This is a genomic window from Gorillibacterium sp. sgz306347 (assembly GCF_059735245.1).
On record NZ_JCAPET010000002.1, the window covers coordinates 54,020 to 66,597 of the forward strand.

Below are 12,578 nucleotides of genomic sequence, written 5' to 3' on the forward strand. Positions count from 1 at the left end.
CCCTCCCGGACCAGGTCCGGTTTTAAGCCCTGCATGTTAACCGTACATGGAATTGCCGGTGCTCGTGTAGCGGCTGACCCCCTTGCGCCAAATCAGATACACCGTCCCGAACAGGAGCAGGCCGACCGCCGGAGTCAGGTACAGGTACCCCTCCCAGAAGGGAGCCAGGTCGCTTTTGCGCAGAAAGAACTGGGCCGGAAAAAAGTTGACGAACGAAAAGGGCAGCAAAAAGATCAGCAGCTTCTGGATCAGCACGGGGTAAAAGGTAACCGGGTATCCCGCGATCCGCCGGGCGTTGAAGAACAGCAGATTGCGCAGGTTTTCCGTCTTGACCGCCCAGAAGCTGAAGCAGGCCGACAGCAGAAAAAGCGACGCCTGGATCAGCGTGCCGCCCAGCAGCACAAGAACGTAATACACGCCGTTCCGCCAGGTCCAGTCAATTCCCACGGAAAACGCGGTATTCAGGAACAGCAGCACGCCCACCACCCCGTGCCCGAGCGTCGCCGAAAAATCGATCCGCGCGGCGATAATCTGGAACATCAGGCCGGCGGGCCGCGTCAGCACCCGGTCAAATTCGCCCGAATGCACCATCGCGTCAAAATCCCGGATGCCCGCAAAGAGAAACACAAACAGGCTGTAGCTGAGAAACAAAAAGCTGTACAAAAACATCAGCTCCTGCAAATCCCAGCCGCGAATATGCAAAAACCGCAGCAGAATCAAGAACATCACGGCCACGCTGATCATTTCCCGGCAAAAGATGGCGAGGGCCACCAGACTCCGGTTCAGCTTGTATTCGAGCGCCATCTTGAGGCTGAGCCGCGAATACCGAAAAAACAGCTCCGCCTTTTCCCGGAACGTATGCGGCTGCATGCTCATCCCCCCTGCACCGTCAGTTTTTTGGCGGCCGCGCGCCAGATGAGCGACCCGGCGAGCCCCAGCACCAGCACCCAGACGCCCTGCCGGAGCATACCCGCGAAAATTTCGTCTTGGGGAATCATGCCCAGGTAGATCTGAATCGGCGTGGAATAGATGGCGGCAAACGGCGTCGCCTGCACGAAGTCGGCCAGCGGCCCGGGCATAAACCAGACCGGGATCAGCGCACCGGAGAAAATCAGCACGGCGGCGTCCTTGATCGTAACCAGGCTGAAGGTCCAGTAAAACCAGAACGAGCTGATCCAGATAAGGAAATTCAGGCTGTACAGCACCGCGTAGCCGAGCGCCGCGCTGATCAGAAAATACGCGAACATCGTCCAGGAAAACGGCGGCAGCATATGGAAAAAGAGGATCGAAACCACGAGCGCCGGACTGAGCTGCACAAGCAGCCGGAACGCAAGCGTCCCGAGCGTGTTGGCGAGCACCATCAACCGGAAGCTGACCGGCTTCAGCAGATCCGTGGAAATCAGGCCCGTGCGCACCTTCACCTCGATAAAATACTCATCCATCGCGTACAGCGTCTGAAGCAGGAACGACAGGATGACATAAGTAGCCATCATCTTGAACTGCACCCCGGAAAGCGCGCCTTCCTCCTCGTAAATCGCCCGCCAGATGGCAATGTTCACAAAAATCATAACGACTGCGTTCAGAATCCCGGCCAGGCATTCAGCCCGGTACATCAGGTTGTTCTGAAACGATTTTCTAGCAAACGCCAGATAGGCTCGGCTCAACGCGAATCCCCCCGAGGTAAATTTCCCGAATCAGCCCCTCGATGCCGGGCTCCTGGACGGTCAGATCGACGATGGCGTAACTTTGCTCCAGCCGGTGAATGAGCTGCGACACCGCAAACTCCTCCCGGCGGAAGCGAAGCAGCCAGCGGTTTCCTTCCCCGGCCGAAGCGTCCACGCCCGGCAGCTGAAGCGAATCCACCTTCTCGGCGAATTCCACCGCCAGCACCCGCTCCTGCCCGTAATTCCGCTTGATCTCGTCAACGGTTCCGTCGTACACTTTGCTGCCGTGGTCGATGATGATGAGCCGCCGGCACGTCTGCTCGATATCCGCCATGTCATGAGTGGTGAACAGCATCGTCGTGTTCTTCTCCCGGTTCACATAGCGCAGAAACTCCCGGATTTTCTCCTTGGCTACGACATCTAGCCCGATCGTCGGCTCGTCAAAGAAGATGATCTCCGGGTCATGGAGAAGCGCCGCCGCGATATCCGCACGCATCTTTTGCCCAAGGCTGAGCTGGCGCACCGGCGTTTTGACAAAGTCGCCCAAACCCAGCAGATCGCCAAACAGGTCCAGATTACGCTTGTAAGTGTCCGGCGGGATTTTGTACAGGTACTTGAGAAGATCAAAGGTGTCGGCCACCGGAAGGTCCCACCACAGCTGGGTTTTCTGTCCGAAGACAACGCCCATGCGGGCCGCGATTCGCTTGCGGTCCTTTTGGGGGACCATGCCGCATACCCGGATGCGGCCCGAGGAAGGCGCCAGAATCCCGGTCAGCATCTTGACCGTGGTCGATTTGCCGGCTCCGTTCGGACCGATAAAACCGACGGTTTCGCCCTTTTCAATGGCAAAATTAACCCCGTCCACCGCGCGAACCAAGCGGTGCTCGGGCAGCAGCAGGCTTTTGAGCGCGCCTCCCAAGCCTTTGGCGCGAACGCTTACCTTGTATTCCTTGACCAGTTCTTCCGCCTCAATGATCGCCATCGTTTCAAGCGCCTCCCGACGAAACCGGAGCCAGCTTGGCCTCCACGATGGCCCGCAGCTTTTCGACCGTGTTCAGGCTGTCCAGCAAAAGCTCCTCATCCTGAAACACAATGAAAAACTCTTCCTCCAGGTTGACCACGATGTCCATGCAATTCAGCGAGTCCAGTCCAAGCGGCCCGAGCGGTTCTCCGGCCGGCCGGTTCTTAACGCTCTCGGGGTCTACCCGGAACACCATCGCCACGATTTCGCAAATTTTGTCCTGAATGTCCATCTTTCGCTTCGCTCCTTCCCGCATATGCCGATCCTGCCGAATAAACGCGTTTCATGCTGATGGATTAAACGTTACCTCATTTCCCCATGGCCCTCACAGATGCCGTGTCTCCCGATGTCCCGATTCGCCGGTTACCAAAACCGGCGAAAAAAAAGGACACAAGGCCAATAGTTCTGGCCTTGCGTCCCGAAATCTACTCTTTTTTCACTGCGCACCGGCCTGTCGGCCCGCGCCAAGCGTCCCTCTTTTTATGCTTCCAGCCAGGCAGCCGCCGGGCGGCCGCGCTCTTCCATTCGCATACACGCCGCGGCAATCACGCTCCAATGTCATTGCGGACAGCGAAAATCGCAAGCTGTACGCGGGTTTTCAGGTTCAGCTTCTTTAGAATGGAGGAAATGGTGTTCTTTACGGTTCCCTCCGACAAATACAGGCTCTGGGCGATCTCCCGGTTTTCCTTCCCGTTCATCACCTCCCGCACGACGTCGATCTCGCGCCTGGTCAAAGAAACGGCGGGGTCTTTGCGTTCTCCTTCCCCCGCGCCGCGGCCGTTCATATAACGGACCACGCTCAGGAGCGTGTCGCACTGCATGACGCTTAGTCCCATCGCCACAGCTTTTACCGCCATTACCAGCTCGGCGGGGTCGATTTCCCGGTACACACACCCCGAAGCGCCTCGGCGGATGGCCCAGGCAATGCCTTCCCCGTCCCGGCCGTCGGTGATCAGAACCGTCTTTACTCCGGGCCAGAGCGCCATCCAGCCGCCCGGCTCCATTCCCGCTGCGAGCTCCGCGTTAAATACAAGGACATCCGGGGCCTGGGATTCGTACTGCGCATATGCCGATTCCAAAGTCGGCGCAGCGCCGATGACGCGGATTTCGGGGTCTTGCTCCAAAATCAGCTTCATCCCATGCCGCATAATTTTTTGCGATTCGGCCAACACGACGTTGATCATTATTCAGCCTCCTTCGAATGGATCGCAATTCGTGGCGCTCACCGGTACGCCCGCTTCCTTCCGGCCGGACATTCAGCTTAAAAACAGGGGTGCGGGATGGCCAGATGGCCTTCAAATGCGGTCGCTTTTGTCCATTCGTCAGGATAATCCGTCTCTATTGTAGTACAACCTGCCATTTTCTGCCTTGTAAATATATGACATAGCTATGAGCGATTTGCGGTTTTCTCGCCTTCCCTCTTTCCGTCCAAAGCAAAAAAGCCTTCGGGGGTTTCCCCCCGAAGGCAGCTTCCGCGCGCTCCGCATCGTGCCGAAGCGCTGCAAACATCAGTTTTTCATCGCCAGCTCCCGCGCCATGTCGGCCACTTCGCCCGGCTCGATCGGGCGCTTGCGCAGCTCGGCTTCGCGGCGGACCCGCTTGAGCAGCTCCTCGCCGCAGCCGCGGCTCAGATCGATACCGGCCTGGCACAGCACATGCTCCAGGGAATGCATCCCGGAGTGCTTGCCGATCAGGAACAGATGCTCCCGGTTGATCTCCTCCGGCTCGAAGCATTGGTACACCGTGCGGTTCTTGAGCAGGCCGTCCACGTGAATGCCCGATTCGTGCGCGTATACCAGCGGGCCGACGATCGGCTTCGCCGCAGCCAGATGGCGGCCGGACGCCCGGCTGACGTAATCGGCGAGCGGCTGGAACAGCTCGGGGCGCAGCCGGTCGAAGCCTTCGTGCAAATGCCGCCAGGCCATCGACACCTCTTCCATCGCGGCGTTGCCCGCCCGTTCGCCGAGCCCGGTCACCGTCGTGCTGGCGATGGCAGCGCCGGCCGCGAGCGCCGCCAGCGTGTTGGCGGTCGCAAGGCCAAAATCGTTGTGGCCGTGAAATTCCAGCTCCACATCGAGCGGACAGGCATCGACGAGCGACCGGATCCGCTCCTCTGCCGTCTTCGGCGTCAAGACGGACACGGTGTCGGCATACCGGAACCGCCGGACGCCTTCTTCGTGCAGCTTGCAGATGACGTTCGCCAGGAAGGACGAGTCCGCCCGCGAGGCATCCTCCAGGCCGACCGATACGGTCATGCCTTTGCTCATCGCATAGTCCGCCGCCTTGCGGATCATATCGAACGCGCCCGACTTGGTCAGGCCCAGCTTATCCCGGATGTGAAGCTCCGAGGCCGGCAGTGTCAGATGCGCCCATTTGGCCCCCGTGCGCAAAGAAGCGTCGATGTCCGACGCAACCGCCCGGTTCCAGGTGGAAACGGTAAGCGGAAGGTCCATTTCGACGATGCTGCGGATCGCCTCTTCTTCTTCCGGTCCCATCGCGGGTATCCCGGCTTCAATCTGCTCCACGCCCGCTTCCGCGAGAAGGCGCGCGATTTCGCACTTCTCTTCCTTCGTAAACGAAACGCCGGCCGCCTGTTCCCCATCCCGCAATGTCGTGTCGTTATACCGGATTCGCTTCATTCGCCATCACCCTTCGAAAGCTGGAATTTTCCTTTTTGCCGAACTGATGCTGCTTTCTTCCCATTATACACCGTTCTCAAAAAGCGATCATTTCAGACTTTCGATCAAACCGTTCTGCAAACGAGCTTGTTTTTATTGAAATTGTTAAGGAATATCCGCCGTGAAATACGCGACGTTGCGTTACCGGACAATCGCCGCGGACGTCTTCAGCAAAAAAGTCCCGCTCCTCCGGCCAAACGGGGGTTTCGGTTTTGGCCGGAAGAGCGGGAGCATGGAGCGCTTGATTACCGGACGGCGTCAAAGCTGCGGGCGGGCGCATCGACATCCATCTGATCCAGAAGGGTATTGACGATATGCGTAAGCAGGGTAACCGCGCCGTTGTAGCCGTTGATCGGGAAGCGGTGCAGATGGTGGCGGTCGAAGATCGGGAAGCCGACACGGACCAGCGGAATGTTCGCTTCCTGCGCCGGATACTTCATATACGTGCTGCCAATCGCGAAGTCAACCGGGTCCGTGAGCATGAGCGAACGCAGATGCCACATGTCCTTGCCGGCGTATACCTTGGCATCCGCTCCGTGCGGACTTGTGGCGAGCAGCGCCTTCATGTCCCCCTCGAACGTTTGCGTCGGATTGGAGCACAGGATATGCACCGGCTCGATGCCGAGCTCCAGACAGAAGCCGATTACGCCGAGCAGAAAATCGGGATCGCCGGCAATGGCGATGCGCTTGCCGTGCACGTACACATGGGAGTCCGCATAGGCGTCCACCGCGCGGCCGCGCTCCAGAATCAGCTCCTCGGAAACGGGCTTGCCGGTCAGCTCGCTGATTTTCGTTAAAAATGCATCGGTTCCCTTAATGCCGAGCGGATACGCCAACGCTTCCGTAGGCTGCTTCCATTGGTCGTTGATGTACTTGCGGGTTTTCTCCGTGGCATGCTTCATCATCGTGACCGTCGCTTTAGCGCCGGCCGCCGCCGCCACATCCGCCAGCTTCGTGCCCCCGTAGTAATAAACGTATTTGCCGTCCGCCGGGGAATCGAGGTTGTCGCTGTGATCGCCGAGAATCGTGTATTCGACCCCCATGGAATCGAGGATGCGCTTCAGCTCGCGGATGTTGCCCGTGTAGGTTTCAAAGCCGGGAATCAGGTTGATCTTGTTCGTTTTCGGCACCTTCGCCAGGTTGTCGTCCCGTTCGGACAGCACCGACAGGATGCCCTTGATCATGCTGTCATAGCCGGTGATGTGAGAGCCGATAAAGCTCGGCGTGTTCGCCAACGCAACCGGATAATCCTGCGGGATGGCGCCCTTCAGACGGGCGTTGTCGCTGAACGCCTTCAGGTCGTCGCCGATAACCTCCGCCATGCAGGTGGTGCTGATGGCGACAAACTCCGGCTTGTACATGGTGACCGCGTTTTCCAAGCCTTCGATCATGTTCGCCATCCCGCCGAACACCGCGCCGTCCTCCGTCATGGAGTCGGATACCGTGGGAACCGGCTCTTTGAAATGGCGGGCCAGGTGACTGCGGAAATAGGAGACGCAGCCCTGCGACCCGTGAACGAAAGGCAGGGTCTTTTCAAAGCCAAGGGCGGCAAGCACGGCCCCGAGCGGCTGGCAGGCTTTGACCGGATTGATGGTGACGGCGGTGCGGGCAAAGTTTTTTTCCTTGTATTCCTCGGTTTTGGTAAAGGCCAGCTGCGCCTGGACCGCATCCTCCGAGCAGGCGTCTTCGAAAAGCTTTTTCCGTTTGGCCTGCTCGACGTACTTCTCCTGCTCGAACAATTTATTGTGATCGAGAATATCGGATTGCTTCATATCGGATTCCCTCCCTTTCCGCGCTGCCTGCGCACGTTATGCTTCCACGGCTTCCGGAATTTTCGCCTCGAACGGCGACTTCAGAAGCGACCATACCGGGCTGTTGATGGCGATGTCCATGTCCCGGGCAAAAATTTTGAAGCCGTCAAAGCCGTGGTAGGGACCGCTGTAATCCCAGGAGTGCATTTGGCGGAACGGGATGCCGTTTTTGTGGTACACGTACTTCTCCTTGATGCCGGCGCCCATCAGGTCGACGTTCAGCTTTTCGGCCAAAAATTCGGTTTCGTAAGCGTTCGGGTCGTCGTAGAGAACGGTGCCTTCGGCCAGTTCGGGGATCGAGCGGATGTACTCTTCCTTGTGGGCGAATTCGTAGCCGGTGGCGACGATTTCCATGCCCAGGTCTTCGTAGGCGCCGACCGTGTGGACCGGACGCAAGCCGCCGACAAGCAGCATGACTTTTTTGCCTTCCAGGCGGGGGCGGTATTTGTCGATCACCGGCTGCACCTCCGCCATGTATTTCGCGATGACCTTCTCGCAGTTTTCCTGAATCTTTGCGTCAAAATGGCCGGCGATTTCGCGCAGGCTTTTCACGGTGTTGGTCGGGCCGAAGAAATTGTATTCCAGGTGAGGAATGCCGTAGCGCTCTTCCATCGTCGTACAGATATAGTTCATCGAACGGTAGCAGTGGATCAGGTTCAGCTTGACCTTATGGGTAATGGCGAGCTCGTTGATCGTGCCGTCGCCGGACCATTGGGCCACTACGTTCAGGCCCATCTCCTCCAGCAGAATGCGGGACGCCCAGGCGTCGCCGCCGATGTTGTAGTCCCCGATGATGGCCACGTCGTACGGGCCCGATTCCGCCGGCTCGCGGGTGCCCATCACATAGTCGCGGATCACATCATTGGCGATGTGATGGCCGAGCGACTGGCTGACGCCCCGGAAGCCTTCGCAGCGGACAGGCAGCACGGGGATTTTCAATTCCTTCGTCATTTTCTTGGCGACGGCGTCGATGTCGTCGCCGATCAGGCCGACCGGGCATTCCGACTGGATCGAAATGCCTTTTGCCAAAGGGAACATTTCCATGATCTCGCGGCAGATGACCTCCAGCTTTTTGTCGCCGCCAAAAACGATGTCATTGTCCTGGTAGTCGCTCGTAATCTGCATATTGGTGAAGATATTGACGCCCAGCACGCCGTTGGCGTAATTGCGCCGCGTGCCCCACGTGTACTGGCCGCAGCCGACCGGGCCGTGGCTGATGTGGACCATGTCCTTGATCGGCCCCCAGACCACGCCCTTCGAGCCGGCAAACGAGCAGCCGCGGGCGGTCATGACGCCGGGGCGGGTCTTGACGTTCGATTTGATGGAGCATTTGCCGCAGTCCTTGATCTCCGGCGTGATGACCTCCATGTGCTTTTTCCGGTCCTTCAGCGCCTTCTCGGGATAAATCGATAGCAATTCTTCGATAATGGCATTGTTTTTCTCGATGATGCTCATCGCCGTTCCCTCCTTTATCAATCCGGTTTATGCTTGAACGCGGTTCGTGCCTTCCTCTATTTCCTGCAAGACCGGAGAAGCGACTCGCATCATCCGCCTGCGGATGGGAAAAAGGTGCGGAGAAGCGGTGGCCGCCCGCCCGGCACGCGCGGCGGAGCTGCGCGGTCCGGGACCGGAGAGATCAAGCCAGGCTGCGCCACGGGCGTGCCGGGTGCTTGAGGCTGGCCGCTCACCGGAGGCCGGGTGCACGCGGCTGGGTAACCGCCTCCCGGTCCGGGTGCAAGCGGCGGTTTAACCCGCCGTGCAACGGCTAGTACCCGTTCCGCTTCTCTGCAGAGTAGCGTCCGGCTTATTTGCCGGAGGCCTCAAGACGCTTGAGTGCCGTTTCGTCATCCTCGATCACGCCGAATTCCAGCAGCAGCTCTTCCAGCTCATCCATTTCGATTGGCGTCGGAATGGTCATCATTTCGTTGTGCAGGATTTTTTCGGCCAGCGTCTTGTATTCTTTGGCTTGCGGGTGATCCGGGTAGTACTGGGTGACGGTCATTTTGCGCAGCTCGGCGTGCTGCACCGTGTTGTCGCGGGGCACGAAGTGAATCATTTGGGTATTCAGGCGGCGGGCAAGCTCGGTGATCAGCTCGGCCTCGCGGTCCGTGTTGCGGCTGTTGCAGATCAGGCCGCCGAGCCGGACGCCGCCGGTGTTCGCGTACTTCAGAATCCCGCGGGCAATGTTGTTGGCGGCGTACATCGCCATCATTTCGCCGGAACAGACGATATAAATTTCCTGCGCTTTGTTTTCCCGAATCGGCATTGCGAAACCGCCGCACACGACGTCCCCCAAAACGTCGTAGGAAACAAAGTCGAGGCCTTCATAAGCGCCTTGTTCTTCGAGAAAGTTGATGGAGGTGATGATGCCGCGGCCGGCGCAGCCAACGCCGGGCTCCGGACCGCCCGATTCCACGCATTGGATGCCGCCGAAGCCGGTCGCGACCACGTCTTCCAGCTCCAGATCCTCGACCGTCCCCCGCTCCGCCGCCAGATGAAGCACGGTTTGCTGGGCTTTCGTGTTCAGGATCAGACGGGTGGAGTCCGCCTTCGGGTCGCAGCCGACAATCATGATCTTTTGATCGAAGGTGGTGGCGAGCTGAGCCAGCGTGTTTTGCGAGGTCGTGGATTTTCCGATGCCGCCTTTGCCGTAAAACGCGATTTGACGAAGTTTCCCCATGTTCAATCATCCTCTCATTTATCATTGACTTATGGTTTGCGGACGGTGAAAGAAGCGGTAATACCTTGCCGTTTCGAGCAGCGATTCGGTGATGCCGCCCTTGGTGACATAAGCGACGATTCCCGCCTGCGCCAGCGCGCGCTTGGGAGCTTCCCCGATGCCGGAGGTAAGAAGAAGCTCGCAATCCTTGAGCACATCGGTTATTTGACGGAGCAGCACCTGCTTGTCATCGGCACAGTTTAAAGTGCCGGTGCAGTAGGCCGGAATCTTCCGGACTCCGTTCAAAACGGCTTCGCCGTCCCCGACATCGTAGACCAGAAACTCGCGGGCATGGCCGAAATGCTGATTGACCCGGTCGAAGCCCCGCGTGGCCACCGCCATCCGGACCGGGTGGAGCCGGGACCCGACGGCTTTCAGCTGCCGTTTGCGGCTTCGGGACGTCTCTTCGATTTCCTGCACCGCAGCGTCGAGCTTGCTCATCCAGGTCTGCCGCGCCTCGTTATCATACGGACCGGGTTCTGCAGGTACAGTGGCAAAATCCTCGCTGCGGTCTTCGCCGAGAAGTCCGATGGCATCGGCACGGCACTGCCGGCAGTGACGCATCGCCTTGATGCTTTTTTCCGATTCCGCCCTCGCCTGCTCGACCTCCTCCGCCCCCGGTGTCCGCACGCCAAGCTTTTCAAAAAGCGAGCCCGGAGCCGGGATGAAAGGAACAATATTGTGGACAACGGCGCCGCGCTTCTTAACCTCGGCTGCGATCCGCTTCATGTGGCTGCCGTTGATATCCGGCATAAGAACCGAATTGACTTTGACCAGAATACCGCGCTTCGCGAGGGCTTCGATGCCTTCCAGCTGCCGGGAAAGAATCAGCTCCGCCGCCCCCCGCCCTTTGTAACGCCTGCCTTTATCGTTGATCCAGGTATAAATCCGGCTTCCGGTATCCGGGTCGACCGCATTCACCGTGACGGTGACATGCCCGATGCCCAGCTCCGCAATCTCCTCTACGTAGTCCGGCAGCGCGAGTCCGTTCGTGCTCAGGCACAGCTCCAGACCGGGAACGGTCTCTTTGACAAGCCGGAACGCGGCGAACGTCTTCTCCGGATTGGCCAGCGGATCGCCGGGACCGGCGATCCCGACGACGCTCAGGTTCGGCAGCCTCTCCGCTACGCTCCGCACATGCTCCGCCGCTTCCTCCGGCGTCATCAGCCGGCTGGTAATGCCGGGCCGGCTTTCATTCACGCAGTCGAACTTGCGGTTGCAGAAGCCGCAGCTGATGTTGCAGGCGGCGGCCACCGGAAGGTGCATCCGCGCGAAGTAATGCTGCGCGTCCGCGCTGTAGCAAGGATGGCGGGAGCGCTTCTGCTCCAGCGCCGCAAGCGGCAGAGCCCCGGGATTCGACCCGCAGCCCCCCGCGCCCGCCGGCGATCGGCGGCCGGGACCGCACGCGCTTGCGCTTTGAGCTTGCGGCGGGAAGGGGTGACTCGTGTTTTCATCGGAATTCGCTCCTGCGTTGTTGTCCCGTTCCATGCACCCACCCCCTTTTCGTAATGGAAGTCAAATCTAAATGTTATAATTCCTAACATTTTGACCAACTTGTAACCTTATCGTATCTTCGTACTGAATTTTCCGTCAATTAGGCAAACCGCTTTCCTGGCGGTTTTCAAAAACGCGTCAAAAATCATGTTATATATGCTTACATATATATTACATGTTAACGATTACAAGTTCCATTTTCAGCTTGTTCTTCGCATGCTCTTCTGTGTGCTTTTCTGCGTGTTCTTTGCAGCGCTTTTCCGGGCGCTTTTCCGGGCGCTTTTCCGGGCGCTTTTCCGGGCGCTTTTCCGGGCGCTTTTCCGGGCGCTTTTCCGGGCGCTTTTCCGGTCAAAAAAAGCCCACTCACCGCCTCGGCAGCAGCATTACGCAGACTCCGGCCAAGCAAATCGCCGCGCCCAACAGATCGTAGCCGTCCGGCGATTTTTTGTCGACGGCCCAGCCCCACAGGATGGAGAGCACGATAAAAACGCCGCCATAAGCGGCGTAGACCCGTCCAAACGAGGAAAACGACTGGAAGGTCGCGATCACACCGTACAAGGCCAGGATCACAGCACCCGCCATCCCGGTATAAAAGGATCTTCCTTCGCGAAGCCACAGCCAAATCAGATAGCCGCCGCCGATTTCCGCAAGCCCGGCCAAAAGGAACAACAGCGCCGTCACGACTCGTTTTCCTCGCGTTGTTGCCCGGCCAGCTCTTCCTTGAACGCGTCCAGGCAGGCTTTGCATATGCAGGTTACGCCGAGCAGCTCCGGCGGTACCCGGCTGAAAATCTCCTGCGGAAAGCTCTCTCCGCTGCACCAGCAAGCTCCGTGGCCGCCTTCGGCCGAATGGCCGCAGCGGTTCGGTTTTCCGCAGAGCGGGCAAAGCTTCGTTTTGGCAATGGTTGGTTCCACGTCTTGCACCCCTTCGTCCCCACATCTGCGGGATGGTAAGCCTTTCTTTCATAAGATTCCGTGCCGAGTGCAAAAAACCTTTTTTTGGATTCGGATTCCACACCTGCTGCAAAAGAGTTTTCGTTCCGTATGCAGTTGGAGCCATGCTGGAAAAAGTCTTTTCACGCCGGGACCACTTCTTATATTGCCACGCACAGCAAAACAAAACAAAACAAAAGCCCCGAAACCGCAACGGTCCGGGGCCTTAAAGCGAATCCTGCTGGCTTTCCATTTAACG

At 58.6% G+C, this 12,578-nt stretch carries 12 protein-coding genes; all 12 read right to left on the reverse strand.

Going from position 1 to position 12,578, the window contains the following annotated elements:
* Positions 1 to 36 precede the first annotated feature (36 nt).
* The 12 genes from AC6I6H_RS01860 to AC6I6H_RS01915 all read right to left on the reverse strand — a co-directional run bounded on the left by AC6I6H_RS01860 (position 37) and on the right by AC6I6H_RS01915 (position 12,301).
* Positions 37 to 870, reverse strand: coding sequence for an ABC transporter permease (locus AC6I6H_RS01860; RefSeq protein WP_497950362.1), 834 nt, complete (start codon positions 868 to 870; stop codon positions 37 to 39).
* 2 nt (positions 871 to 872) lie between these two features.
* Complete coding sequence (locus AC6I6H_RS01865; RefSeq protein ID WP_497950364.1) at positions 873 to 1,664, reverse strand: ABC transporter permease; 792 nt, start codon at positions 1,662 to 1,664, stop codon at positions 873 to 875.
* Complete coding sequence (locus AC6I6H_RS01870; RefSeq protein ID WP_497950366.1) at positions 1,636 to 2,646, reverse strand: ABC transporter ATP-binding protein; 1,011 nt, start codon at positions 2,644 to 2,646, stop codon at positions 1,636 to 1,638. Before AC6I6H_RS01870 ends, AC6I6H_RS01865 begins: the two co-directional genes overlap by 29 nt.
* Before the next feature lie 4 nt (positions 2,647 to 2,650).
* Positions 2,651 to 2,917 carry an acyl carrier protein gene (locus AC6I6H_RS01875; protein ID WP_497950368.1) on the reverse strand — a complete coding sequence of 89 codons (267 nt, stop codon included), beginning with the start codon at positions 2,915 to 2,917 and terminating at the stop codon, positions 2,651 to 2,653.
* Between the two features lie 313 nt (positions 2,918 to 3,230).
* Positions 3,231 to 3,869, reverse strand: coding sequence for a response regulator transcription factor (locus AC6I6H_RS01880; protein WP_497950370.1), 639 nt, complete (start codon positions 3,867 to 3,869; stop codon positions 3,231 to 3,233).
* 324 nt (positions 3,870 to 4,193) lie between these two features.
* Positions 4,194 to 5,324 carry a hydroxymethylglutaryl-CoA lyase-like TIM-barrel protein gene (locus tag AC6I6H_RS01885; RefSeq protein ID WP_497950372.1) on the reverse strand — a complete coding sequence of 377 codons (1,131 nt, stop codon included), beginning with the start codon at positions 5,322 to 5,324 and terminating at the stop codon, positions 4,194 to 4,196.
* 284 nt (positions 5,325 to 5,608) lie between these two features.
* Entirely contained in the window at positions 5,609 to 7,135 is a 1,527-nt protein-coding gene (nifK, locus tag AC6I6H_RS01890; protein ID WP_497950375.1) for a nitrogenase molybdenum-iron protein subunit beta, read from the reverse strand.
* Between the two features lie 36 nt (positions 7,136 to 7,171).
* A complete protein-coding gene (gene nifD, locus AC6I6H_RS01895) occupies positions 7,172 to 8,629 on the reverse strand; it encodes a nitrogenase molybdenum-iron protein alpha chain (RefSeq protein ID WP_497950377.1) in 1,458 nt (485 codons plus the stop codon).
* Between the two features lie 349 nt (positions 8,630 to 8,978).
* A complete protein-coding gene (gene nifH, locus AC6I6H_RS01900; RefSeq protein WP_497950379.1) occupies positions 8,979 to 9,854 on the reverse strand; it encodes a nitrogenase iron protein in 876 nt (291 codons plus the stop codon).
* 21 nt (positions 9,855 to 9,875) lie between these two features.
* Complete coding sequence (gene nifB / locus AC6I6H_RS01905) at positions 9,876 to 11,381, reverse strand: nitrogenase cofactor biosynthesis protein NifB (protein WP_497950382.1); 1,506 nt, start codon at positions 11,379 to 11,381, stop codon at positions 9,876 to 9,878.
* 369 nt (positions 11,382 to 11,750) lie between these two features.
* Positions 11,751 to 12,068, reverse strand: coding sequence for a YnfA family protein (locus AC6I6H_RS01910; RefSeq protein WP_497950384.1), 318 nt, complete (start codon positions 12,066 to 12,068; stop codon positions 11,751 to 11,753).
* Positions 12,065 to 12,301, reverse strand: a complete 237-nt coding sequence (locus AC6I6H_RS01915) for a cysteine-rich CWC family protein (RefSeq protein ID WP_497950387.1) — start codon at positions 12,299 to 12,301, stop codon at positions 12,065 to 12,067. Before AC6I6H_RS01915 ends, AC6I6H_RS01910 begins: the two co-directional genes overlap by 4 nt.
* Between the last annotated feature and the right edge of the window lie 277 nt (positions 12,302 to 12,578).

Excerpts from the sequence above, each read along its gene's own strand:
- AC6I6H_RS01880 (WP_497950370.1), bottom strand. The coding sequence starts at position 3,869 with ATGATCAACGTCGTGTTGGCCGAATCGCAAAAAATTATGCGGCATGGG.
- nifH (WP_497950379.1), bottom strand. The coding sequence starts at position 9,854 with ATGGGGAAACTTCGTCAAATCGCGTTTTACGGCAAAGGCGGCATCGGA.
- AC6I6H_RS01860 (WP_497950362.1), bottom strand. The coding sequence starts at position 870 with ATGCAGCCGCATACGTTCCGGGAAAAGGCGGAGCTGTTTTTTCGGTAT.
- nifK (WP_497950375.1), bottom strand. The coding sequence starts at position 7,135 with ATGAAGCAATCCGATATTCTCGATCACAATAAATTGTTCGAGCAGGAG.
- AC6I6H_RS01875 (WP_497950368.1), bottom strand. The coding sequence starts at position 2,917 with ATGGACATTCAGGACAAAATTTGCGAAATCGTGGCGATGGTGTTCCGG.
- AC6I6H_RS01885 (WP_497950372.1), bottom strand. The coding sequence starts at position 5,324 with ATGAAGCGAATCCGGTATAACGACACGACATTGCGGGATGGGGAACAG.
- nifD (WP_497950377.1), bottom strand. The coding sequence starts at position 8,629 with ATGAGCATCATCGAGAAAAACAATGCCATTATCGAAGAATTGCTATCG.
- AC6I6H_RS01870 (WP_497950366.1), bottom strand. The coding sequence starts at position 2,646 with ATGGCGATCATTGAGGCGGAAGAACTGGTCAAGGAATACAAGGTAAGC.
- nifB (WP_497950382.1), bottom strand. The coding sequence starts at position 11,381 with ATGGAACGGGACAACAACGCAGGAGCGAATTCCGATGAAAACACGAGT.